This window comes from Priestia sp. FSL P4-0332, assembly GCF_038005845.1.
Taxonomy (GTDB): Bacteria; Bacillota; Bacilli; order Bacillales; family Bacillaceae_H; genus Priestia.
In genome coordinates this window covers 1,155,469-1,180,508 of the sequence record NZ_JBBOUA010000001.1, presented here as the reverse complement: position 1 = coordinate 1,180,508, position 25,040 = coordinate 1,155,469, and the positions used below count along the sequence as shown (strand labels likewise).

23 protein-coding genes are annotated in these 25,040 nt (G+C 39.1%); 11 read left to right on the top strand and 12 right to left on the bottom strand.

What is annotated here, in order from left to right:
- Positions 1-8 precede the first annotated feature (8 nt).
- The 3 genes from MKY06_RS06000 (at position 9) to MKY06_RS05990 (ending at position 2,217) form a co-directional block, all read left to right on the top strand.
- Positions 9-209, top strand: a complete 201-nt coding sequence (locus MKY06_RS06000; RefSeq protein WP_029325051.1) for a hypothetical protein — start codon at positions 9-11, stop codon at positions 207-209.
- 227 nt (positions 210-436) lie between these two features.
- Positions 437-802: a MerR family transcriptional regulator gene (locus tag MKY06_RS05995; protein ID WP_013055894.1), complete on the top strand. Its 366-nt coding sequence runs from the start codon at positions 437-439 to the stop codon at positions 800-802.
- Positions 803-861: 59 nt separating this feature from the next.
- A complete protein-coding gene (locus MKY06_RS05990) occupies positions 862-2,217 on the top strand; it encodes a hemolysin family protein (protein ID WP_029325050.1) in 1,356 nt (451 codons plus the stop codon).
- Between the two features lie 52 nt (positions 2,218-2,269).
- Here MKY06_RS05990 and MKY06_RS05985 read toward each other — a convergent pair whose 3' ends face one another.
- The 4 genes from MKY06_RS05985 to MKY06_RS05970 are packed head-to-tail and all read right to left on the bottom strand — an operon-like array spanning position 2,270 to position 7,048.
- Positions 2,270-2,980: an ABC transporter ATP-binding protein gene (locus MKY06_RS05985; protein ID WP_013055892.1), complete on the bottom strand. Its 711-nt coding sequence runs from the start codon at positions 2,978-2,980 to the stop codon at positions 2,270-2,272.
- Positions 2,977-4,119, bottom strand: a complete 1,143-nt coding sequence (locus MKY06_RS05980) for an ABC transporter permease (protein WP_078081587.1) — start codon at positions 4,117-4,119, stop codon at positions 2,977-2,979. The genes MKY06_RS05985 and MKY06_RS05980 overlap by 4 nt, the downstream gene beginning before the upstream one ends.
- Positions 4,116-5,339, bottom strand: coding sequence for an ABC transporter permease (locus MKY06_RS05975; RefSeq protein ID WP_098476400.1), 1,224 nt, complete (start codon positions 5,337-5,339; stop codon positions 4,116-4,118). Before MKY06_RS05975 ends, MKY06_RS05980 begins: the two co-directional genes overlap by 4 nt.
- Before the next feature lie 14 nt (positions 5,340-5,353).
- Positions 5,354-7,048, bottom strand: coding sequence for a DUF6583 family protein (locus MKY06_RS05970; RefSeq protein ID WP_098322000.1), 1,695 nt, complete (start codon positions 7,046-7,048; stop codon positions 5,354-5,356).
- Between the two features lie 517 nt (positions 7,049-7,565).
- Here MKY06_RS05970 and MKY06_RS05965 point away from each other — a divergent pair.
- On the top strand, positions 7,566-7,883 hold the full coding sequence (locus tag MKY06_RS05965) for an iron-sulfur cluster biosynthesis family protein (RefSeq protein WP_013055888.1): 318 nt from the start codon (positions 7,566-7,568) through the stop codon (positions 7,881-7,883).
- A gap of 56 nt (positions 7,884-7,939) precedes the next feature.
- On the opposite strand, the gene MKY06_RS05960 is transcribed toward MKY06_RS05965, so the two are convergent.
- Together MKY06_RS05960 and MKY06_RS05955 are read right to left on the bottom strand one after the other, a co-directional pair.
- Complete coding sequence (locus MKY06_RS05960) at positions 7,940-8,257, bottom strand: hypothetical protein (RefSeq protein WP_013082157.1); 318 nt, start codon at positions 8,255-8,257, stop codon at positions 7,940-7,942.
- 15 nt (positions 8,258-8,272) lie between these two features.
- Positions 8,273-8,743, bottom strand: coding sequence for a MarR family winged helix-turn-helix transcriptional regulator (locus MKY06_RS05955; RefSeq protein WP_029325046.1), 471 nt, complete (start codon positions 8,741-8,743; stop codon positions 8,273-8,275).
- A gap of 160 nt (positions 8,744-8,903) precedes the next feature.
- On the opposite strand from MKY06_RS05955, the gene MKY06_RS05950 reads away from it, so the two are divergent.
- The gene (locus MKY06_RS05950; RefSeq protein ID WP_098287377.1) at positions 8,904-10,574 is read left to right on the top strand and encodes an alpha-keto acid decarboxylase family protein; all 1,671 of its coding nucleotides are present in this window, start codon (positions 8,904-8,906) and stop codon (positions 10,572-10,574) included.
- Between the two features lie 52 nt (positions 10,575-10,626).
- Here the strand turns inward: MKY06_RS05950 and MKY06_RS05945 are convergent, their stop codons facing one another.
- Together MKY06_RS05945 and nagE are read right to left on the bottom strand one after the other, a co-directional pair.
- Positions 10,627-11,346, bottom strand: a complete 720-nt coding sequence (locus MKY06_RS05945; RefSeq protein ID WP_013055884.1) for a DUF554 domain-containing protein — start codon at positions 11,344-11,346, stop codon at positions 10,627-10,629.
- 189 nt (positions 11,347-11,535) lie between these two features.
- The gene (gene nagE / locus MKY06_RS05940; RefSeq protein ID WP_098287376.1) at positions 11,536-13,413 is read right to left on the bottom strand and encodes an N-acetylglucosamine-specific PTS transporter subunit IIBC; all 1,878 of its coding nucleotides are present in this window, start codon (positions 13,411-13,413) and stop codon (positions 11,536-11,538) included.
- A 327-nt stretch (positions 13,414-13,740) separates the two neighbouring features.
- Between nagE and nagA the strand changes: the two genes are divergently transcribed.
- From nagA to MKY06_RS05920, 4 genes are all read left to right on the top strand, one after another.
- Entirely contained in the window at positions 13,741-14,925 is a 1,185-nt protein-coding gene (gene nagA, locus MKY06_RS05935; protein ID WP_013055882.1) for an N-acetylglucosamine-6-phosphate deacetylase, read from the top strand.
- A 2-nt stretch (positions 14,926-14,927) separates the two neighbouring features.
- The gene (gene nagB / locus MKY06_RS05930) at positions 14,928-15,659 is read left to right on the top strand and encodes a glucosamine-6-phosphate deaminase (RefSeq protein ID WP_029325042.1); all 732 of its coding nucleotides are present in this window, start codon (positions 14,928-14,930) and stop codon (positions 15,657-15,659) included.
- Between the two features lie 144 nt (positions 15,660-15,803).
- Positions 15,804-16,529, top strand: a complete 726-nt coding sequence (locus MKY06_RS05925; RefSeq protein ID WP_013055880.1) for a GntR family transcriptional regulator — start codon at positions 15,804-15,806, stop codon at positions 16,527-16,529.
- A 15-nt stretch (positions 16,530-16,544) separates the two neighbouring features.
- Positions 16,545-17,270 carry an SIS domain-containing protein gene (locus MKY06_RS05920; RefSeq protein ID WP_064471447.1) on the top strand — a complete coding sequence of 242 codons (726 nt, stop codon included), beginning with the start codon at positions 16,545-16,547 and terminating at the stop codon, positions 17,268-17,270.
- 752 nt (positions 17,271-18,022) lie between these two features.
- Here MKY06_RS05920 and MKY06_RS05915 read toward each other — a convergent pair.
- The 3 genes from MKY06_RS05915 to MKY06_RS05905 form a co-directional block, all read right to left on the bottom strand.
- Positions 18,023-18,481: a GNAT family N-acetyltransferase gene (locus MKY06_RS05915; protein ID WP_013055878.1), complete on the bottom strand. Its 459-nt coding sequence runs from the start codon at positions 18,479-18,481 to the stop codon at positions 18,023-18,025.
- A 1-nt stretch (position 18,482) separates the two neighbouring features.
- Positions 18,483-18,761 (bottom strand): YesK family protein, encoded by a 279-nt coding sequence (locus tag MKY06_RS05910; protein ID WP_013055877.1) that lies wholly within the window; start codon positions 18,759-18,761, stop codon positions 18,483-18,485.
- A 132-nt stretch (positions 18,762-18,893) separates the two neighbouring features.
- Positions 18,894-19,403, bottom strand: a complete 510-nt coding sequence (locus MKY06_RS05905; protein WP_231101795.1) for an SUKH-4 family immunity protein — start codon at positions 19,401-19,403, stop codon at positions 18,894-18,896.
- Between the two features lie 454 nt (positions 19,404-19,857).
- Here MKY06_RS05905 and MKY06_RS05900 point away from each other — a divergent pair, with 454 nt between their 5' ends.
- Positions 19,858-23,046 (top strand): S8 family peptidase, encoded by a 3,189-nt coding sequence (locus MKY06_RS05900; protein WP_258304000.1) that lies wholly within the window; start codon positions 19,858-19,860, stop codon positions 23,044-23,046.
- Between the two features lie 39 nt (positions 23,047-23,085).
- On the opposite strand, the gene corA is transcribed toward MKY06_RS05900, so the two are convergent.
- A complete protein-coding gene (gene corA / locus MKY06_RS05895) occupies positions 23,086-24,057 on the bottom strand; it encodes a magnesium/cobalt transporter CorA (RefSeq protein WP_013055874.1) in 972 nt (323 codons plus the stop codon).
- Positions 24,058-24,606: 549 nt separating this feature from the next.
- Between corA and MKY06_RS05890 the strand changes: the two genes are divergently transcribed.
- Positions 24,607-24,978: a PilZ domain-containing protein gene (locus MKY06_RS05890; RefSeq protein WP_013055873.1), complete on the top strand. Its 372-nt coding sequence runs from the start codon at positions 24,607-24,609 to the stop codon at positions 24,976-24,978.
- The last annotated feature ends 62 nt before the right edge of the window (positions 24,979-25,040 follow it).

The window sequence follows — 25,040 nt, the reverse complement described above, 5'->3', positions numbered from 1 at the left end:
TGAATAACATGATTTCGTTAACATTTAAAGCAAGAATTGACCGAACTCAAAATTTAGATTCGTTAAAAGAAGAAGCTGCTATTATGCACCGTATTGCTGATCAGCTATCTCCAATGAGCCCTGAGTTCATAGAATATACTGAACGTATTCAATATGTGTATGAACGCATGCACATTATCGTACGTCATCCTACTAAAAAACTCGCTTAATATAAGCGAGTTTTTTTATAAAATCTTTGTCAAACTACCTTATTTTAAGATATACTGAATGCTAATAAAAAAATGAAACTTTTTGATCTTACGCGCGTATACTTAATTACGATAGGATAAAAGATAAATAGTTACGTAGATGAAAACCATCACGTGATGGTTGACATAGTTAAAGGAGGTGGTATTCTGATGGGGTTGCGACATACAAAATTGGCGAACTTGCAGAGATGGCACATGTAACGAAACGCACTGTTGACTATTATACCAACATTGGGTTGTTAAAAGCAGAACGCTCTGCTTCTAACTATCGCTTTTATAACGAAGAAGCGCTGAAACGTCTTTACTTAATTGAAAAATTAAAAAGCGAAGGCCGTTCTCTTGAAGAGATTTCTTCTCTATTTTCTATAGAGCAATCCGAGAATAGCCACTCCAAAGACGAATTAGCATCCAAATTTTACGTACTAAACGACAGTTTAAAAGAAGTTGCACCGCTTATGGAAAAGCTTAATGAAGAAGATCGAAAAGTAATGATGAATCGGCTCTCACCAGAAAGCGTCACTCTTTTGCACTCTTTACTGCTGCTGCTGTCGTAAATTTATTATTTACAGGAGGTGTTTACTTACTTTATAGCACTATAAAGTAAGTATATTCATTGATAACCATTAACTTAATTATTTTTGCGATTTTAATTGTACTCACTGCTTTTTTCGTTGCTTCAGAGTTTGCAATTGTGAAGCTTCGTAGTTCACGGGTAGATCAACTTGTTGCTGAAGGAAAAAAAGGAGCGAATGCGGTTAAAACCGTGACGACACACTTAGATGAGTATTTATCTGCGTGTCAGCTTGGTATTACGATTACTGCTTTAGGACTCGGTTGGTTAGGAGAACCGACTGTTGCGAAGATTTTAGAACCCCTGTTTGACAAAATGGGTGTTGCTGCATCTTTAACACATATTCTTTCATTCATTATCGCATTTGCGCTTGTAACGTTTGTTCACGTAGTAGTTGGTGAATTAGCGCCAAAAACATTTGCGATTCAAAAAGCTGAAACAGTTACGTTATTGTTTGCTCGTCCGTTAATTTTATTCTATAAAATTATGTTCCCCTTCATTTGGTTACTAAATGGTTCTGCCCGTTTATTAACTGGAATGTTTGGATTAAAGCCAGCTTCAGAGCATGAACTTGCGCACAGTGAAGAAGAGCTGCGCATCATTTTATCAGAAAGTTTTAAAGGCGGGGAAATTAACCAGTCTGAATATAAGTACGTGAACAACATTTTCGAATTCGATAACCGTGTTGCTCGCGAAATCATGGTACCAAGAACAGAAATTTCAGCTGTTTCTGAAGACGACAGCATTGAAGATTTCTTAAAGCTTGCTGTAGAAGATCGCTACACCCGTTACCCTGTTACCGTTGACGGAGACAAAGATAACATTATTGGATTAGTCAACGTCAAAGAGATTCTAAACGATGTCGTAATTAACGATGCGTTAAAAAAGCAAAGCGTGAAGCTTTATATGAATCCTATTATTCAAGTAATTGAAACTGTAGCGATTCAAGACCTATTGCGCTCGATGCAAAAGAAACGTACGCATATGGCTGTGTTGATTGACGAGTACGGCGGTACGGCTGGTATCGTTACCGTTGAAGATATTTTAGAAGAAATCGTTGGAGAAATTCGAGATGAGTTTGATACAGATGAAAAGCCGCTTGTTCAAAAAATCAGCGATCAGCATTTTGTCTTTAACTCAAAAGTACTGCTTGAAGAAGTTAACGAAGTGCTTCATATCGAAATTGAAAACGACGATATCGATACAATCGGCGGCTGGATGCTAATGCAAAATATCGATATCCAGGAAAGCGAATCGTTCAAACTTTTTGGATACGAGTTTATTGCAAAAGAAATGGACGGTCACCAAATGAAAGAAGTAGAAGTACGTGCCCTTCCTGAAGAAGAACGCGTGCAGTCTGAAAGTCATTCACCAGAACAAGAAGTTACACAAGCATAATAGAAAGAGCCGCTTCTTTATGAACCGGCTCTTTTTTTATTATTGCTTTATCTTAATCATGTAGCAGCTTATACACAACGTTCTCTTCTGCCTCTTCCCCAGTCTTTTCCTTCGCCTGGTCCATGGTGCCGACAAATTCCAGCTTTCCCTCCTTTAAGACCGCAAACCGATGACACACGTCTAAGATTTCATTCAAATCGTGGGTAATATAGATAATCGTCTTTCCTTTTGCCGCCAGCTGTTTAATATAACGAATGATCTCAAGCTTGGACTGCAAATCAATTCCGACTGTCGGCTCGTCCATTAACAAAACGGACGGTTCATGAATAAGTGAAACGGCTATGTTTAGCTTTCGCTTCATGCCTCCTGATAAATTTTTTACTTTTTCCTTCCATCTTCCTTCGAGCTGTACAGCTGAGCAAAGAGACTGAAGCTGTTCATTCGACAGAGAGCGTGAAGTCATTTTGCTCCACATTTTCATGTTTTCTTTTACGCTAAGCTCTTCCCACAGCGCTATGTCTTGTGGAACGTAGCCAATGACTTCTCGAATCGCTTTTTGATTTTTCTTAAGCGATAAGCCTCCAATCGTGACATTCCCGCTTGAAGGAGCCGTGATGGTAGACAAAATAGACAGAAGCGTCGACTTACCAGCGCCGTTTGGTCCTAAAAGACCAATGACTTCTCCACTTTCTACGGTCAGCGTAACATTTGCTAACGAACGTTTTTTTCCGTATGTTTTGCTAACATTGTTAATTTCAATCATTTGATGCTCCTCACATTCCACACTATTTTAAATGCGCACAAACATATACATGCAATGGAAACAGCTATCTCTTTCCAAATGAACGTAAGCGGCAGTGCATGCTGATACAGAAGCAGATGCTGCGGAAGCCACTGACTTATTCTTTCAATCGTTGCAGAAAGCTCTCCTACCGGGAAAAAGCTCCCTCCTATTATACTGAGTCCTGTGACCATGACAACGCTGATCATATAATAAGATCCAACTCGCTGACTTTCACTTGCAAGCCATGTGCTAAAAGCAACGCACACAATCACATAGATACACATATACAGCAGCACACCGTAAGACTCTACTCCATACAGCCATTTAAATAGAGCAAAGCTTATGAGAGCTTGAAGCACGTATAGCACAGCATAAGCAGCGCTGACGCTTCGAATATAACCGTAAAGTCCTTTTTGCATCGTTTTCATTCGTTTGAAAAGGTGCCTCCGCTCTTTAATCATCCAATCTGATGTAATGCAGCAAAGTAAAAGCGTAAAGAATCCCCATAGCGGCACGTATCCGGTCATTTGAACGTTCCCTTGCTTCGTATGCTTCGTTCCTTGCGCCTCGTAATCAATTGTCATCAGCGGCTTTGGCTTCCACTGGTTATCGGTATAACGATACGCTTCTTTCCATAAATCCGGTCCCGCATGAATGTTATAAACTTTATATAAAAAACGCACTTCATTTGCCGCTTTAACATTTGTCGTTAACCTTGTCACTTCACTCGCCACGACTTCTCGAACCGCTTCTGTGGCAACTGAAGAAGGCAGCGTGAGCAAATCAATGACTCCTTGATAATTCCCCTCTTCTACTTCTTGTTGAAATCCGTTAGGAAACATAAAAATGCTGTCAATTTTATTTTTAGCCAGCTCCTTTCTCGCTTGTTCTTCGTTCAGAGAAAGAAACTGAATTTCTGTTGTTTTCTGTAGTCGATCCATCACTTGTTTAGACATGTTGCTGTGATCTTGATCGACAAGAGCAACGGGTATTTTTGAATCACTTTGTACTTTTGCTAAAAATGAGCTGCTAATAATCGTTCCTATTAAAGGTAAAAAGAAAATCATGATAACAAGCATAGGGCGCTTCAGCAGCTGCTTTATTTTTTCACTAATCATTTTCTCCACCGCCTTTGCAAAGTCATCACGTAGCCAACAGCAAGAACAAAACTTCCTGTTGCCGTAATGAGAATAGGCTTAAGGTAAAGAAAAGCTTCGTTTGTGTTATATCCATCAAATTCATAAAATAACAATTCCAAGACTCTGGTGTTGAGTGACCATTTCTGAAAACCACTCGCCCAGTCCGGTAAATAGACGACCGGCACAACATGTCCACTTAAAATCGCACTCAGCAAAATAAACAGCAAACCGGTTATTTGATAAGCTTTTTGTGATAAAAAAAGAACCCGAAGCAGTAAAAACAAACATAAAAAAGCAAACAAACTTCCGCTTACCCCTAAAAAAAGCTCTCCGTACGTACCGGTTACAGGCAGTTTCAGTTCTTTAATGAGACTTCCAAACAAAACGACAGAGACCGGTAGCAAAAGAACATACAGAGCCGTCAGCTGTGCTAAATAAATGTGAACAAACGATACACCTCTTGTTTTCATTCGAGCCAGCACGGGAAAAGTCTGCGTTTCACTAGCAAGCAGCCATCCGCCGTAGCTCCAAATCATAAGCAGCAAAGCAGCAAAAGACAGGACATAATATTGCTTCATATCCTGCTGAAAGAAACTCGTTTCTATTTGTTCATCAAATAAACTTCCTCTATCTAGTACGTGAAGCCCAAACGTCACCAAGCTCTTCTTAAATTCTGCGCGTCTATTTTTATCGGAAACATTTTCTTTTTCTAAAAAGGCATCAACCGTATTAATACCGCTTTGAGCAGCTGACGTGTAGTCAGCTGCACTTTCCATCACGTAGCGAAACAGCTGTGACTGAAGCGGCTTATTGCTATTTCCAATGACGTGTAAAGGCTGATTTTTTCCATGAGCAATATCGTGACTAAAACCTTTTGGCAGCGTCACAATGGCTGCCACTTTATTTTGCTGCAGCAGCTGTTTAGCTTTCTGTTCATTCGTGTAAAGAGGCTTCATGATCTTGCGAAGCTTACCTTCAGTCAGCTGTTCGATGACGTACTTCGTTTGTGCAGTATCATCTTTATCCACAATTGCCACGGGGAACCGATTTACTCTCTCCTCACCTTGCATGGTCTGACTAATAATGATCCCTGCTCCAAGTAAAAACAGAGCAGGGATCATTATTAGCAGTATGAGAGATTTTATATTTTTCAATAGAGCTTTACATGTAAAAAGAGTCAAAGAGAAATATATCTTCATCTGCTTTGCACCTTTTAGTAACCAGCGGTTCCCATATTCATCATGAGACCTTGAACATTTTTAGCGAAATTTTCTTGAATCGACAGCATATCTTCAGGCGTTACATCTTTTACGTTTGTTGCATTAGATGCGTCAAGCTCTGGAATAGTTGCTGATTTTTTTAATTGAGAAGCAGAGGCAATTTTTAACGTAACGTTTGCCGGATCTGCTTTTGGTCCTATCTTTGTACGAATATCAAACGAATAATCTGCTTTTCCTTTTGAAGCACTGATTGCTTGATTCTGCTTTACTTCCCCATTTACTACTAGATCTTCTTGATCACCTAAGTCTAAAGAGAAAGTACGGTCAGCCGTTTGTTTCGCATCGGTTTTACCATTGATTACCGAATTCATTTTAAACGTCATATTCGTGTCTTCATCTTTTGAATCTTTTGTTAACAAATGAATAGACATGTTTTCTTTTCGTTTTTCACTTTCCGTTGTTACGTCATTTTTCATATCAAACGTAAACGCATCATCGGTAGTGCTATCCGCTAGAACTGCTTTAAACTGCTTAGCCGTTTTGTTATCTTCATACGGAATATTTTTAGTCACCACGTTAAGTTTGCCTTTATCGTTAGAAGCATTTTTTACGCCCATGTTCATATCGCGAGCTACCACAACATCATCTTGAACGTACACAGTTGATTTCACACCGCCAGGGTAAGTCGTATCTTTTGCTTCTTTTTGGAAGTCTTGAAGACTTTCTTTTACTGATTTTTTCAATTCTTTTGGATCTGCCATATCTTTTAATTCTGGATTCGTTGCTGCCGAAGATTTAAACAGCTTAGATACGTGATTTGCATAGATGGTATGAAGCTTGTCATCTTTTGCTACTTTCGCAATAAGCTTATCCATAAATTGTTTTGTTTCTTTATCAGACATGTTAAGCGTCACGCTTGTTAACTGAAGCGTTTTGCCATTTGTTTTATAATCCACATTTTTTTCTTTTGTAAAATAATCGCTGTCTAACTCATCATAAATGAACGTTCCGTACTCTTTTGCAATGTAGGTCTTTTCTTTTTCCGTTAACTTTAAGTCTTCTAAACTCACGTTGCTTGTGTTAATATCAAGCGTTTCAGGACCAGAATAAGAAGGATCGAACTTACGCGCTACCTGTCCATATTCGTCTAGGTTTAAATAGAAATATTCATTTGCTAGAATCGGGGCTTTAAAGCCTATTCTTTCTTTCGTTTGAAAACCTTCTAGGTCAAGCGCTTTTGAACCGCCGATATTAAGAGCCAGTGAACCGTATCCTTCACTTTTTTTCGGATCTTGTTCCGCTTTAATTTTAATTTCAGCTTTACTGATAAGATCTTGAATCATTTTAAAGCTTGGATCATACGAAAGTGAATCCATGTTAAAGCCGCCTTTGATAGTAGCATTTGTAGTAGAAGGCTGCTTCATCGCTTTTTCCTGATAAGCCATCGTTTCACTGTACTTTGTTTCTAATTCATCAGCTGCTTTTTGATACGTATTTACTTCAGAAATTAAGTATAATTGCTTAGGAGATTTTTTAAATACCGTAGCAAATGTAATTGCTCCTCCAATAATAACAATTAAAGCTGCTAAAATGATAATCCATTTAGCCGGCGCTTTTTTGGGAGCGGGCGCTGTTTCTAGCGAAGCCGCTGTTTCGTCTGTTGTTCTGTTTTGATCTTTCTCACTCATCTACACCAGAACCTCCTATGTATTTTGTTAGTCACTTTGTACATGATAAGGAATGGTTTCCATAAATTCTACTACTTCGACAAAATAAGACAATAATTAGTCCGATAAACCGATGTCTTTCGGTGCAATATCGTGTGCAAAGTACTCTACTTAAGTACCCAATATATTGAAAATAAAACCAATTATTCAAAACTATCTCAATAACTATTAAAATAGGTAAATGACTTAACTTCTTATTTCTTTACAATATATTCCTATTTTTAAGCATTTACACCTAAGAATTACGAATCGGCGTTTTTTCTATAGTCGATCTCTTTTTCCTTTAATCACATACAGGTGATATCTATGTACATCTTTATGAAAAGATGATAAAAAAGCAGCGTTTTGTTCTAGTTCGAAAGGGAAATAATAAATATAAGAAAGCTTTTTTCTTGCCGGTGATATAAAAATCGAATAAAGTATTGTTAAATATATTTTACACAATTTAATTTGAGGATAGAAAAAGGAGGATATCATTATGAATATACGCGTCACTCCTTCTGCAAAAGAAGCGTTGCAGAACGTAGAACAAAATCAAATGATTCAGCTTTCTTTTGATCGAGGAAGCTGCGATATTGTTAATACAATTTATGAAATGAAGATCATCTCAAAGCGCAGCCTTCAACCCTATGAAAAAGTTGTAACGGTTGAAGACTTAGAATTTATTGTTGATGATGACATGGAAGAAGTATACGACAATGAGCTGGTGATTGATCACGCAGCAGGTGCTTTTGTCTTCAAAAATCACAACCAAATCTTTAATAACCGCGTAGGATTGCGCTATATTAATTCATAGAAAAAAGCAGGGAACTTCCCTGCTTTTTTTCCTTGCATATGTTAGTAAACTCGCTTCTATCGATTGACCTTTAACCGCTCTTGGATAAATAACAACACGTTCACAAGGCTATTTTCTTCATATACATTCACCTGCTGACGCTTAAATTCTCCTTGTTCATGATAGTAAATAATATCTCCCGTTCCTTTGTCTTCATTCATATGTAAATGAAAACTGAGCGGCGTTGCCAAAATAGATCCGTCTTCATCTCGCTGAAGAATTTGACAAAGCGTTTGATTCCCTTGTTTTTCAGATAAAAAGTCATAGCCAAATTGACGTGCTAACTTCTCCACTTGTGCAGCAATAAGAGCTGTAATCTGTTGATTGTCTTTCATATCTCTAGTTTCTCCTTACTTATTTTCTTTTTTTATATTCCATGCTTCATAGCCGGAACGAGTTTTTGATAGTTTTTCCATAATATCGAACCACGCTTGTTCATGACCTTCACCAGCTTCAGAAAAAATAGCCGATAACTGCTCACGCTGTCGATTACTTAATTCTTTTTCTAATTCCCGTCCTTCATCCGTCAAAAACAGCTGCTTTACTCGACGATCATGCGCTGCTTCTTCACTAATCATTAATTCTTTTTCAACCAATTTTTTCATTGGACCGTGCAGCGCTTGTTTTGTGACTTCTAGCAATGCCAACAGCTCGTTCACACTAAGTCCCGGAAACCTCGCAATGAAAAATAAAATACGATGATGAACGCGCTGAATTCCATACTTTTGAATAATTTGATCCGGCTCCTCCGTAAACGTTTTATAGGCAAAATAAAATAAAGCCAGCACATCATTCATTTGCTGCTTCTTATTTTCGTCCATTTATGTCACCTGCTTTCTCTACGCTCTGAGTATCTTCTTATCAGTATACTATATTCTGAACTTATAGCGCTAAAGGTCAATATACTTGACTAAAAACACTTATTCTTCTACACTTTATTTAAGTCAAATATGTTGACATATTATTTTGAGGTGATGAAGTATGAGTAGCAACTATACAATCGGACATTATTTATTAGATCGTTTAGCCGAATTAGGTGTTCACCATATGTTTGGTGTACCTGGCGATTATAATTTATCTTTTTTAGATGAAGTCATTGATCATAAAGAAATAGAATGGATCGGAAATTGTAATGAGTTAAATGCAGCTTATGCTGCTGATGGCTATGCAAGAGTTAATGGAATGGCCGCGCTCATTACAACATTTGGTGTCGGTGAATTAAGTGCTGTTAACGGTATTGCAGGATCTTACGCTGAACGTGTACCCGTCGTTAAAATTACGGGAACTCCTACAACAAATGTAATGGATAATGGTTTGTACGTTCACCATACGCTTGGAAACGGAAAGTTCGATCATTTTTCAACTATGTATAAAGAAGTAACTGTAGCTCAAACGTTCCTTACACAGGAAAATGCAGCTCAAGAAATTGACCGCGTACTTCTTACATGCTGGACTGACAAAAGGCCTGTTCACATTAATTTGCCAACCGACGTATATGATAAGCCCATTAGCAAACCCTACAACTCATTATTAGACAGTGCCATTTTAAGTAACGAAGAAACATTGAAACAAATGATAGTAGACGTTCCCGAAAGAATCAATTCAGCCAAAAGGCCCGTTATACTGGCAGACTTTGAAGTAACTCGATACGGAGCACAGAAAGCTTTGCTGCAATTCGCTGAGAAAACCGGTTTTCCTGTTGCAACATTAAGTATGGGAAAGAGTGCTTTTAATGAAGCACACCCTCAGTTTATCGGTGTTTACAACGGAGATTTAAGTTCTTCTTATGTGCAAAAACGTATAGATCAATCAGATTGCATCATCAGCGTTGGAGTAAAATTAACGGATTCAATAACAGGCGGATTTTCTCACCAATTTTCAAAGGACAATGTTATTCATATTCACCCATTTTCCGTTCAGTTTAACAGCACAAAATATGCACCTGCTACAATGATTGATTCTTTACACGCATTAAGCAGTGCAATTACAAAAAGAAAAGCGGAAGATTTGGATATTCTTTCTCTCACTTCACAGATAGCTGCTAAATCATATACTGCAGCTGAAACCGAGATAACGCAAGAAAGGTTCTTTGAACGAATTGCTGCTTTCCTTCATGAAAATGATGTACTGTTGGCGGAACAAGGAACATCTTTTTTCGGAGCAGCAACCATGCCGCTGCCAAAAGACACAACATTTATCGGCCAGCCGCTTTGGGGATCTATCGGCTACACACTCCCTGCTCTTTTAGGATCACAGCTTGCCGACAAAAACCGACGCAACGTATTGCTTATCGGCGACGGTTCATTTCAATTGACAGCACAAGAGCTGTCAACTATGCTGCGTCAACATATTAAACCGGTAATTTTTCTAATTAATAATGACGGCTATACGGTAGAACGTGCGATTCACGGCGAAAATCAAGTATATAATGACATTCAAATGTGGAATTATCAAGAGCTTCCCGCTGTGTTAGGCCCTAAAGACCGGAGTATAACTTTTAAAGTTCGTACAGAAATAGAGCTGGAGGAAGCTTTAATATTGGCCGAACAGAATTATCAACATCTCGTATTTATTGAAGTTATGATGCACCGAGACGATAAACCTGCTCTGCTTGCCGAACTTTCAAAACGATTTGCAAATCAAAACGTATAAGCTAATAACTGTAACACAAAAAGCTTGTGAGTCATGCTCACAAGCTTTTTCCTCATAAAAAATATGTATGCTGCACAACCACAATCACAACCGCAATTAAAATCGAAGGCAATAAATTAGCAACTTTGATTTTAATAATTTCTAATAAATTAATCCCTATTGCTAAAATTAGCACGCCGCCTACTCCTGTTACTTCGGCAATGATACTATTCATTAAATCTTGCGGCACGACCGCATTAATTTGCGTAGCAAATAACGAAATGATGCCTTCGTACAGAAACACGGGCACCGCTGAGAAAATAACGCCTATTCCAAGCGTAGTGGTTAATAATAATGAGATAAATCCATCCATCACCGCTTTCGTAAACAATACGCTGTGATCGCCTCGTATTCCGCTGTCTAATGCTCCTACAATCGCCATCGCTCCAATAACAAAAATTAAAGTTCCTGTCACAAAGCCCTGTGAAATACTGAATGCTTGCTTTTCGTTTTGCTGCGATTGAAATTTTCGTTCAATCATATTACCTAAAAGGTTTAGCTTTTCATCTAAATCGATGAACTCACCAATAACAGCTCCAATGGCTAAGCTCAAAATTACAATTAAAAACTGATGGCTTTTAAAGCCCATTTGCAGACCGAGCGTGATAACCGATAAACCCATCACTTGCATCACCGTCACGCTTACCTTTTCAGGAATGCGGTGAGCAAGCTTGCCCATTAATGTTCCTACAACAATCGCTAGTCCATTTACTAATGCTCCTATAATAAACATGTTGTCACCTTTACTGCAAATAATACCGCTTCTTTTTTCATTTGCTCTACTTCCTCTCTGCTCCGCACTAGCTGTATCAAACACACTAAATTTTAACACAAAATTCTTTCAATTATGAAGAAAAGAAAAAGATCCGAACGATGAATCATTCGGATCTTTAACTAAAACACATTTGTTCCAGCCTTTTTATTAAAATGTAATAACGTCTTTTGTGCCTTGCTTTTGGTAGCCTGTTTTTAACAGCTTCACTTCTTTATCCTCTGGCAAGTTGGTAAATACAACTGGTGTCACAATAGACGGCGCATGCTTTTTAACATAGTCTAAATTCACTTGTAAAAGCGGCGTTCCTTGTTGAATGCTGTCACCTTCTCGAACAAGCGCTTCGAATCCTTCTCCTTTTAAATTCACCGTATCTAATCCAACGTGAATCAGGATTTCAATTCCTTCTGCTGTTTTTAATCCAATCGCATGTTTTGTTGGGAATACGGTCATCACTTCACCGTCAATCGGTGATACGAGCGTTCCTTCAATAGGTTCAATCGCAAAACCGTCGCCCATCATTTTTTGTGAAAACACTTGATCTTCTACTTCACTCAGCGGCTTTACAACGCCTTCAAACGGTAAAACAAAATCCGTATGTGCATCTGCTTGAATAGACGGCTGTTCAACAGGTGCAGCGGTTGACGCTGTGCCGTATTTAACTAATTGATTCATTGCGTCCGCAACAAACTCTACTTCTGTTCCGACAATTACTTGAACATTTGTTTTGCTGAGCTTCATGATTCCTCTCGCTCCGTGACGCTTTAAGGCAGCTTCGTTAATGTTGCCGGCATCAGCTACTTGTAAACGAAGACGAGTCGCACAGTTATCAATTACGGTTAAGTTTTCTTTTCCGCCTAAATCTTCAATAAAATAAGACGCCATATCCACATATTTATCGCCTGTTGCCACAACCGTTTCGTTTGATGTGTCTACTTCTTCATCATCTTCACGTCCCGGTGTTTTTAAATTTAATGCTTTGATCAGCGTGTAGAAAATGACAAAGTAAATGACTGCATACACAATTCCAATTCCTGCTAACAGCAGCGGTTTTTGTGAAATTCCGTAGTTTAAGAAGAAATCAATAGCCCCTGCTGAAAATCCAAATCCAGCGTGAATACCAAGTGCAACGGCTAAAGCCATCGAAATTCCCGTTAAAACGGCATGAATAACGTATAATAGCGGTGCTACGAACATAAATAGAAATTCAATTGGTTCCGTAATTCCCGTTAAAAAAGAAGTAACAGCAAGTCCGATTAACATACCGCTGACTTGTTTGCGTTTTTCTTTTTTAGCTGCTGCAACCATCGCAAGCGCAGCTGCCGGTAAACCAAACATCATAACCGGGAAGAATCCAGACATAAATGTTCCTGCCGTTGGATCGCCTTTAAAGAAGCGGTTCAAATCTCCCGTTACGCCGTGATAGTCTCCGAATACAAACCATACTAAGCTGTTTAACACGTGATGCAGTCCAATTGGAATCAACAGACGGTTCAAAAATCCGTATATACCTGCACCAAGCGCTCCTGCTCCTGTAATCCACGTTCCTAAGTTGTTAATTTGATCTTGAATCGGCGGCCAAATAACGCCAAAGATTCCTGCAAGCGCGAGCATAACGACTGACGTAATAATCGGTACAAACCGCTTTCCTGCAAAGAAGCCGAGCCACTCTGGCAGCTTAATGGCTGAGAAACGATTGTATAGTAAACCAGCCGTTACCCCTGAGACAATCCCGCCCAGTACACCCATGTTAATATCTTTATCAATAGCTACAGTCCCTTTTGTTAAAACAAAATAACCGACTACTCCGGCAAGTGCTGCTGCGCCGCTTCCATCTTTTGAAAGCCCTACAGCAATTCCGAGTGCAAACAGTAGTGCTAAATTCGCAAAAATCGCATCTCCGGCTTGAGCCATAAACGGAATATCCAATAAGTCTTTTTGACCCAAACGAAGAAGCAATGCCGCAGCAGGTAATACTGCGATTGGCAGCATAAGCGATTTACCAATACGTTGTAAAAAATTCAGCATGTTTCTATCCCCTTTGTATAACGTATTTAACCCGATGTTACGAGCAAGGATTTTCGTAACAATATTTATCGGATGACAAGTTACCGCATTCATCCCGGCCTATGATTACATCATCAGCTGACATAACGGCGGTTTTACTGCATGGACTCATACTAGCACATAAAATATATAGTTGTCTATACCAATTTTCTTTTTAAAAACCTTTCTATATCAATGTTAAAAGCCCTTACAAAACTTTCTAGTTCACAAAAAAGAATCAACTGGTCTAGACAACTATTCCAAAAAGCGTTACACTTAAATCAATACAACGAGCAAAGGAGTGTATGTATGGATACACATTCATCCATCATTATTTATAATGTAACCGTTTATAGTGAAAATCAGACATTAAAAAACGGGTATATTAAACTAACGAACAAAAAAATCACTGAAATCGGAGAGATACATCAATACGTACGTCAGCCAAAAGACCATGTAATTGAACTTTCTCCTTCCTATAAAGTTATTCCGGGTGCCATTGATGTGCATATTCATGGCGTTAACAATGCCGATGCGATGGACGGTACAGCAGAAGCATTAAAAACAATGGCGCGCACGCTCCCAAAAGAAGGTACAACAAGCTTTTTAGCAACCACTATGACGCAGTCGAATGAAGCGGTTGAAAAAGCGCTTCGCAATGCCGGCACTTATATCGAAGAGCAAACAGATGCGGATGCTGAAGTAGTTGGTATTCACTTAGAAGGTCCGTTTATTTCACCAAAACGTGCGGGCGCACAGCCGCCTACTCACATTCAAGATCCGAATGTGACACTGTTTCAAGAGTGGCAAAAAGCAGCCGGAGGACATATTAAACTTGTTACATTAGCTCCGGAGCAGCCAAACGGCTTAGCGCTTACTTCTTATTTAAAAGAAACAAACGTCGTCGCTTCTATTGGCCATTCCGACAGCACATACGATCAAGTTGGTGAAGCCATCGAAGCAGGAGCGTCTCATATTACGCACTTATATAACGGCATGCGCGGTCTTCACCATAGAGAGCCGGGCGTATTAGGGGCCGCGTATTTGAGAGATGAATTATTTGTAGAGCTGATTACAGACGGCATCCACTGCCGACCTGAAATGGTCAAGCTTGCGTACGATCAAATTACAAGTGAACGCATGATTCTTATCACGGATTCTCTTCGTGCCAAATGGCTAAAAAACGGTACGTATGATTTAGGAGGGCAGCCTGTTCACGTAAACGACACAACCGCTACACTTGCAGATGGAACATTAGCAGGAAGCATCTTAAAGATGAACGATGCGATTAAAAACACGATGAGCTTTACGAACTGTTCATTAGAAGACATCGTAAAAATGACTGCTGAAAACCCAGCAAAACAGCTTAATCTGTTCGATACAAAAGGAAGCATCAAAATTGGAAAAGATGCGGATATCGTGGTGTTAAATGAAAACTTAGATGTTGAAATGACATTTTGCCGAGGCACATTGAGTTTTAAAAAGGAGGACTAACAATGAATATCATCCAAGTGAAAAATTACAGTGAAATGAGCGCAAAAGCAGCTGATATGCTGATTAGCAAACTTCATGAAAAACCAAATATGAATCTGGGACTTGCAACGGGAGGCACGCCGAAAGGATTATATGATCGTTTAATTCAAGATCATAAGGAGCACGGCACGTCTTACAAACACGTTACTTCATTTAACTTAGATGAATATGTCGGAATGAAGCCGCAAGATCCAAACAGCTATCACTACTATATGGCAGATGCGTTATTTAATCATATTGATATTGACGTAAGCAACACGCACGTTCCTAACGGCCTAGCTGATACGCCTGAAGAAGAATGCCGCCGCTACGATGAAATGATTCAAAATCACGGAGGCATTGACCTTCAGATTCTTGGAATCGGCCAAAACGGACATATTGGCTTTAACGAACCTGGTACGTCATTCAACTCTCCTACTCATATTGTGACGTTAGAAGAGTCAACGCGAAAAGCGAATGCGCGCTACTTTAATTCTCTTGACGAAGTGCCTACTCAGGCTATTACAATGGGAATTGAATCGATTATGAAAAGTAAAGAAATTTTACTGCTTATCTCCGGGGAAGCCAAAGCAGAAGCGATGTATCAGCTGCTTAACGGAGAAATCACAGAAGACTTTCCTGCTTCTATTTTAAAGAAGCATCACTGTGTTACAATTATTGCGGACCAAGAAGCTTTAGCTAAAGTGAGCCTTTGAAAGAATAGTCAAGTAGGCTGTTCCGACTATAATCAATCCGTCTTTATGAAAGAAAGGTGTCTGGCTATTAGTTAGAGTATATATAGATAACATACCTCCTCGTCTTTTTTAGATGAGGAGGTTTACATAAAGGAGAGAACTTAAGTGATTGATAAAAGCTCACCTCTTCCGATTTATTATCAAATTGAAGAACAGTTGAAAAAACAAATTGAAAACGGAGAGTTAAAACCAAATGATTCGCTTCCTTCTGAACGAGAGTTTGCAGAACGATTTGAAATCAGCAGAATGACCGTTCGCCAAGCGATTAACAATTTAGTAAACGACGGTTATTTATACCGTCAAAAAGGCCGGGGCACCTTTGTGTCTGAAAAAAAACTGGAGCAGCAGCTCGTTGGATTAACGAGTTTTACAGAAGATATGAAAGCGCGCGGAATGGTGCCAAGCAGTAAGCTGCTGAGCTTTGAAATTATTGCGGCTTCAGAAAAAATTGCCGAGCAGCTGCAAATTTCTCTTCATGCACCTGTTTATGAAATCAAGCGTATTCGTTTAGCTGACGACGTGCCAATGGCACTTGAAAGCGTGTATGTATCCGCTAACTTAGTCAAAGGCTTAACAGAATCCATTGTTAATGACTCGCTCTATCGCTATATTGAAGAAGAGCTCGGGCTGAAAATCGGCGAAGCCAATCAAACGTTAGAATCCATTTTAGCTTCTGAAACCGAAGTGAAGCATCTTGGAATCAGCTCATATTCACCCGTTCTATTGATTCAAAGAAATACGTATTTGCAAGACGGCACGCCGCTTGAAGTGGTGAAGTCTTCGTACCGAGCAGACCGCTATAAGTTTACGATTAATATGACACGATCTTAACTAAGGAGTTTTTTTATGTCTAGTTTATATCTACAGGAACTAACAAAACTGCTTGCCAAAGTGGAGGCGCATGAACAGCAGGCCATGGAATCCGCAGCCGAGAAAATCTCACAGCAATTAGCTTCTCATCACCTCATTCATTTATTTGGGTGCGGTCATTCTCATATTTTAACGGAAGAAGTGTTTTACCGTTCCGGAGGGCTTGCGCCGATTCACCCTATTTTTGTAGAAGAACTGATGCTTCATAAAGGAGCTTCGCGCTCTTCGCAGCTAGAGCGTAAAAACGACTATGCCTCTACCTTTATGGAAAAAGAAGATATCGTACCAGGCGATATCATGATTGTAATTTCTACGTCGGGCGTAAATCCCGTTCCGGTTGATGTGGCCTTAATTGCAAAAGAAAAAGGCGCCTTTGTTATCGGGCTTACCTCTCCTTCTTATGCCACGAGCCGGGCTTCGCGACATAAAAGCGGAAAATATCTTCATGATGTCGTGGATCTTGTTATTAACAATCACATTCCAAAAGGAGACGTTCTTCTTCATCAGCAAGACATTTCTTTCGCTTCTGGTTCCACTGTAATTGGAGGCGCTATCCTAAATGACGTCCTATCTAAAGCCATTCAAAAACTGCTCAGCCGCGGCATTACGCCTCCTGTCTTTTTAAGCGGAAACATGGAAGGTTCAGATAAACATAACCAGCGGTTGATTGATGCTTACAAAGGAAGAATTACTGCCCTATAACAGCCCCTGCGGCTGTTTTTTTGCACAAAAAAAAGATGCTTGAAAGCATCTCATCAAAGTCGGACTGTACGATTTGGACTAGATCTCCTCTTTATCAGTAGAAGTCTTGTTCACAGCACCATAACCTACTTATCCGACATAATTACTATGTTTAACATAAGTATACTCTTTTATACCTTAGGTGTCAAATAAGTTATAAGAAATTTTGTAGTGCATTCATTTGAAGATTTTTTTACGGTAATGTTCCAGCTGACTTTTAGCTTCTTTCATAATTGTTGTATGTATGATTTCATCCGTGATGGTAAAATAATTTACCATACATACCTTATAGATTTTACATATAAATTTCTGCCAAAATTTTATATAAGATTTTCTGCCGCATCTCACAAAAAAGAACCTGCATCAAAACTGATGCAGGTTCTTCCCTTCATACATATCATGCTACTTATTTCATGTTCATTTGCCCTTGTGAGGCCCTTTCGCTACGTATATCGGTTCATAACGAGAGTGCCAATTGTCAGATCAGAATATCTGCTTTTCATGTGAGGTAATACGTTTGCTGAAGTTGCTGTTAAGTATTCCAAAACGAAACCAGTCCCTTCATGAAGCTAAGTATTTACCTTTCACAGTAGCCTTAGAAAAATTTCTATCGGCTCTGTACTATTTGTATACCACGTTTCAATTGAACTAAACTAAAAAATTCATTTTAATCAAAAAATTCTTACCACAGGGATACAACCATTAACAGCGAATTACAAATGAAGCTTTAATCCTTCGTGAGAAGCTGTGAATCCAAGCTTTTGATAAAAACGCAAAGCCTCTGACCGTTCCTTGTCAGTTGTTAATTGTACTAACTGACAGTTACGTTCTTTCGCTCGTTCAATCGCCCATGTAATCAGCTGATATCCAACCCCTTTTCCGCGCTGTGACGAAGCGGTTCGAACTCCTTCAATCGTTGCTCTCCACCCGCCTTGTCGTGCAATGTGGGGCGTAAAGGTTATTTGTTGAACACCTATTACTTCACTATCTTTACATGCGACAATCAGTTCATTGTTTGGGTCCGCATCAATTGCCTGAAATGCTTGAACATAACAGTCTGGAAGCGGTAATTCGTAGCGCTCTCGTTTGCTTCCAAGCATATCATCAGCGAGCATTCCAACAATTTGATCTAAATCTTCCCGCACTGCTTCTCTAAAGGTTATTTCTCCCATTTCAAACAGCACCTTTCCCGTGTCTATTTATGATATTAAAAAGAACACTGACGAACAAGCTCAGAACCGACGCCAAGAACAAAGCAGCCGCTAAAGCACCAAGACCCATTCCTTCAAAGCCGCCAACTCCAAATATGCTATATAGAAATAGAAATATGCTTATTAGCATGCTGCTAAGTGAAATTCCATACTGCACGGGCGAGTTCCTTCTATAGAAGAAATACGACGCACCAGCAAGCAGCACAAAGAAAGCACCCATTAATCCAAATAAAGAAATCATTTACACCTTCCTCCCTCTTCAAAAAAGGAATTTATATCCATTATATACTATCATTTTTATTTATTCTATCTAGCCCTGCAGCCACAACTAAATAGACATGACCAAAACGGCCATGTCTATTTTTCTACTATATTAAAAAGAAAGTTCTTTGAACCAAAAAGAATAAGGGGCTAAGCAAGCTTCATCAATTTCATTCATACGTTTTTTGCATCGCTGCAGCACCTCAGCAGGAATGTGTCTCTCTAAGTATGCAGATTCTCCGTTAGCTTGAATCGTTTCTTCTACTAGCTCTTCAAACACATCTAAGCATGCTAAAAACTGCGGAAAAGTTGTATTAATAAAACGCTCACAGTCATCGTTGGACGTATCGAGCAGCACAACCGAACCGTTTTTTTGATGAAGACAAATTGGATCTCCAGCGCCTGTTGTTCCTAAAAACCAATAGTGCTGGTAGCGAGATGATAACTCAAATGTTTCGCATAGCGTTGTTAGCTTTCCTTTGGATGAAACGAACTCTAGAAATGGTGAAGCTTCTTTGGGCAATCCTTTTTCTGTTAGCAACTTCTTTGTCTCTTTATCAATATCAAGGGGTGCAAGCTGTTCGGCATCAAACTTCATTCGTTTTTCCTGTCGTTGCATCACATTTGACAACTTCTTTCACTCCTTTTCACCATTTGCTCTTTCTTTGCTTTTGTTTATTATAAAAGAAATCCAGCTCGTATTATATGCTACAAATGAACTTAATTAGACTGAAAATTTTTCCAATCTTTATTTATATAGCCCGATTTTCTCTTTATAAACACAGGTAAAAAGAAACCGATCAGATTTTCTCCAGTGAATTCTGCTTTGAAAAATAATTCTCATTCCCTTCTTCCCTTTTCAGCGTACTCTCGCCTCTTATAAACAGGCTTAATCTTTATTATTCCAATTTTTTCTACTTTTTGCAACTAGGACTTATCTCACCATTTCTTATGCGAGATTAATAACTTGACAAAATAATAAAATAAGTAACAGTAATTATTTACAAATTTTTAAACTTTATGGTTTAATAGGTATGTAATTCCTGTTTTTTACTATATTTTTTTGGAGGTTTAACATGAAAAAAGGGTCAATTTATCGTTTTATTGCTTTTGCTTTAATGTTTACCTTGTGTTTTAGCCAATTAGGCTTACTGAAAACACAAGCGGCAGGCAATCCTCCTGCTAATGAAAAAACATTAAGCATTGGTAAAGCAGCAAAAGGAACATTTACAGAACCAGAACAAACACATTGGTACAAAATTAATCCTTCTAAGCAAGATGTAGCAAAGTTTTCACACTACCGAATTAAGCTTCAAAGTGATGATGAAGTAAACATCACGGTTTACTCTAGTCTTGAAAATGCCAAAAACAACGTGGCATTTGACCGTTATATGGGATACTCCTACAAAGATGAGCCTGCTCAGCTTGATTTCCCAATCGCTTGGACTGGCCCTTATTATGTGAAAGTTGAGTATTATGGAAGCGAAGACGGCATGATTGAAGAAGATGCGGAAGATGGTTCAACTTCTCCAGAACCACAGCCGGAAGAAAAAACAGAAGTTCCATATACAATCAGCTATGAAGGCGCTTCACTTCCTCCTTCTCAAATGATGGAAGAAGAATGCCCGGCTGAATTAAGTACAAGCCAAAAAGAAAACGGAAAAGGTATTTTAAAAGATTTGCGTACGATTCGCGACGCTGTGCTTTCAAAAACAGCAAGCGGAAAAGACCTTTCTTCTCTTTACTACAAAGCCGCTCCGTTTATCAGCTCTAAAATGATTATCGATAAATCGATGCGCGAACAAGTATACAAAGATTTAGTTCAGCTAAAGGGTCTATTTACAGATGTGGCGAAAAACGGCGCATCAAGCACATATATGATTACAAGTGCTGATCAAAAAGCAATCAATGATTTATACAGCATCGCTTATAAATCCGTTCCGACTGCTTTAAAGAAAGACTTAGAAAAAGTAGCAGCACAAACAAAATTAAAAGACGTAACGGACTTAAACGTATCGTCTGTATTAGTAAGAGCTAAGTTAGTCAGCGCAAACAGCGTTTCAACAAAAGCTGAAACTCGCTATATTGTTAAATTAAAAGATGGTGCAAATGCTAAATCATTCAAAACAAAAGCACAGTCAAAATCAGCAAGCATTGAATCTATTAATCCATTAAAACAATCAGCTGCTTCTTTTGATAATATGTTTGTTATTCAATTAGATGACAGCAATGCAAAAAGCTTCAGCACGTCATCTGCTCAAGGTAAAATGACGGCAAAACAAATTCAGGCACTTCCTGAAACTGAATTTATCGAGCCGGTTCAAGAGTATCACGCTCTTTCGATGGATTCACAATATCCGTATCAATGGTCATTAAACAATACGGGTAAAAATGACGGTACGCAACATGCCGATATTCAATACGAATCGCTTGAAAAATTACTAAACGGTCAAAAATTAAAAGATACGGTTATTGCCGTTGCGGATACGGGCGTCGATTCATCACTAGCTGATTTAAAAGGCGTGGTGGATACAAAAACAGGCTATAACTACGTGGATCGTTCGTCGAATGCAACAGACGACAACGGACACGGAACTCACGTAGCAGGTATTATCGCAGCCTCTGCAAACAATAACTATTCAATGGCCGGCATTAATTCTCACGCTAAAATTTTACCGGTTAAAATTCTAGACGCATCTGGAAGCGGAGATACAGAACAAATTGCGTACGGTATTAAATACGCGGTTGATCACGGTGCAAAAGTCATTAACTTAAGCCTTGGCGGATCTTACAGCCGCGTGCTTGAATATTCGTTAAAATACGCATACGATCATAACGTAACGGTTGTAGCTGCAAGTGGAAACGACGGTATGGAAGAGCTCTCTTACCCTGCTTCATCTGCCTATGCGATTTCAGTAGGCGCATCAAACCGTTTAGATATCGTATCTGACTACTCAAACTATGGAAAAGGATTAGATATTACAGCTCCTGGCTCTGATATTCCAAGTCTTGTTCCAGACGGGAACGTCACTTATTTAAGCGGAACATCAATGGCAACACCTCACGTGGCAGCCGTTGCGGGATTATTACTATCACAAAACCCAGGCTTAAAGCCAAAAGACGTTGAAAAACGCCTAACGGATACAGCTAAAGATATTAAATTCGATGAAAAAGATGCTCCTGTATACGATGATGAAGAAAGTCCGTTAGAGCCCCCTGCTCCAGGCTACGATTACGTATCAGGATGGGGACGTTTAAATGCGTACAGCGCGGTAAGTGCACAACAGCTGCAAGCGCAGGTAAATACATTTGTCAGCACGCAAAAAATTGTTACAGGTAAAGCTCAAAGCGGTTCAACTGTTAAAGTAATGAACGGCTCAAAAACACTTGGCACAGTTAAAGCTGATGCAAAAAATACGTTCTCTGTGAACATTCCAGCTCAAAAAGCTGATACCGTTTTACAAGTGGTTGTCACAAATGGAAAAGCAAGTACGAGCATTCGTGCAGTTGTTCAAAAAGCACCTGCCAAACCAGCGGTAAAAGCCGTAACGAATAAAGATGAGTACGTAACAGGAACGTCTAAAGCGAATTTTACGGTAAATGTTAAAAACAGCGCTAAGAAAGTGATTGCTTCAGCAAAAGCTGATGCAAAAGGCGCGTTCAAAGTGAAAATTCCAAAACAAAAAGAAAACACAGTCTTGTACATCACGGCTACAAACAGCCAAAAACAAGAAAGTGAAGAAGTAAAAGTAACGGTGCGTGACGTTATTGCTCCAAATGCCCCTAAAGTAAATCCAGTCAGCGACGCGGATACAACTATTAAAGGAACAGCTGAAGCAAATGCATCTGTTGTAGCGAAAGTGAACAACAAAGAAATCGGCAAAGCAAAAGCCAATGCAAAAGGTCAGTACAGCATAACAATTAAAAAACAAAAAGCAGGTACAGCAATCAGCGTAACAGCAGCAGACGCAGCCAACAACACAAGTAAAGCTACGACTGTAAAAGTGAGCGATAAAACTCCCCCTGTCGCACCAAGCGTAAATGCTGTCACAACAAAAAGCACGGCTGTAACAGGTAAAGCAGAAGCAAATGCTACCGTAACGGTAACAGTAAACAAAAAAAGCATTGGCTCTGCTGCTGCTAACAGCAAAGGGCAATACTCAGTAAAAATTAAAAAGCAAAAAGAAAAAACAGTCTTAAGCGTAACCGCAAAAGACAAAGCGAACAATACGAGTAAAGCAACAGCAAAAACGGTGACAAAATAAAGAAAAAAGGCGCTTGGCTTATGGCCAAGTGCCTTTTGGTTATAAAAGCTGTTTGTTTTTAAAGTATTTCCACATTCCCCACGTTAACACAATTAACATAACGATAATAACAGCAGTAGCCCAGTGGGAATTTTGATATGGAATCGGTACGTTCATCCCAAAAAATCCGGTTACGAACGTCAGCGGAAGCATAATCGTTGAAATCAGTGTTAAGACGTTCAGCTTTTCAGATGAAGTTGCATTGGTAATAGAATAATACGTATCAAGTGCACTGTTTACGAGGTCTCTAAATGTTTCAGCAGAGTCTACAATACGCTCTAAGTGGTCAAGCAAGTCAATGTAGAAAGGAACATTTTCTTCTCGTATGTCGAATTTCCACTTTCCATTCACCGTTAAGAAAATTCGGCGCTGAGGCAGAATAACGCGACGGATTAAGATAATCGTTCTTTTTAACGCCAAGAACTCTTCCGTCACTCCGCGCACTTCTTTGTTGTAGATTTCATCTTCTAATTCATCAATACGCATGTCAATTCGGTCTAAAATCGGAAAGTATTCGTCCGTGATGCCATCAATCAAAGCATACAGTAAAAAGTCGGCGCCGCGGTTCATAAACTTTGGATAGCGTGAGCACACAGCATCCATTTTGCGAAGCCAGCCCATTTTATGTTTATGAATCGTCACTACGTAATTTGATCCGACAAAGGCATTTAACTCAAGCGTCGTAATCTCATCATCACTTTCTTCGTTATAGCGAAGCGCGTGAAAAACGAAAAATTTATAGTCTTCGTAATCATCCATTTTAGCGCGAGGACTGTCGTGTAAGCAGTCTTCAATCGCCAATGGGTGAAAATCGAATAATTTAGCAATTTGAGCAAGCTCTTGTCCGTGGACATCATACAAATCAATCCACAGCAAATTATCAGGATTGCGCAATTTTTCATGCACGTCTCCTAAATCAAGATTCGTTACCATTTCTTTTGTTTCATCATCATATAAGTATGTTTTAATCATTGATTTTTCACCTCACATCATTGAGGCATTAAGGAGTATTTTCCTTCGTTGAAATGAGAGGAACATATACACCTTTGTTGCCCCTATCTTGTTTTGCAGTAACCTTCATCGAAATGGGGTCATCAGTGCCCATTCATCTCACCTCCTAATTACTTGAAGGAACGCTGACTTGTAATACAGCTACTTCACAAAGTTTAATTTTAACATACAATCTAACTCTAGCGTAGCGCTTTTTTCAAAACCTTTCCCTCTCTATTTAAAGTTTCAAACAAAACTTCCGATACTATAAAAGCAGTTATAATCGGCAATCGATAACTAAGACCGCTTGAATCCTCCCACAAAGGTTCACCTAATCGTAGGCGATCAACCCCGCAAGGGGGATCGCCTACGATTAGGTCTAGAAAATCTCACATGACCGGTCTGTGGTCATATGAGATTTTCTACACCGATAAACATTATATGGGTGATGTGGAAAAACGTGTAGGAATTTTTAGACTTTCATCGAATACTTACTTAACAAACTTAGATTACGAAAAGGACTGATAATACATGCATTTTAAACGTGAAGAACCGTTTCGCTTTTTATTTGAGACTCCCATTGTTGGAACGTTTTCCATTGCTAAATACGACAACAAAGAAATCGATTCTAAGCCAGGTCCTTTGTCTGTTATCGACCTTTCACCGAAAGGAATCAAAATAATTACGCCGCTTGATTTACCTATTTTCAACCATCAAATTCAGCTAAAAATCAGCTTTTATTTAAATGAAAAACCCATCCATATTACCGGACTTTGCGTGTGGAAGGAAAAACGGCACACCGAATACCTTTATGGCATCGAAGCGTTTAACGATGTGGAAGAACAAGCGATTTTAATTACAGAGCTCAAAACCTACGCCAAGAAAAAGCGAGATACGCAATAAAAATAGCGCTCATTTGTTTTACTCCCCTTTTAAGATGGCAATACTACGAACGACTTCGATAG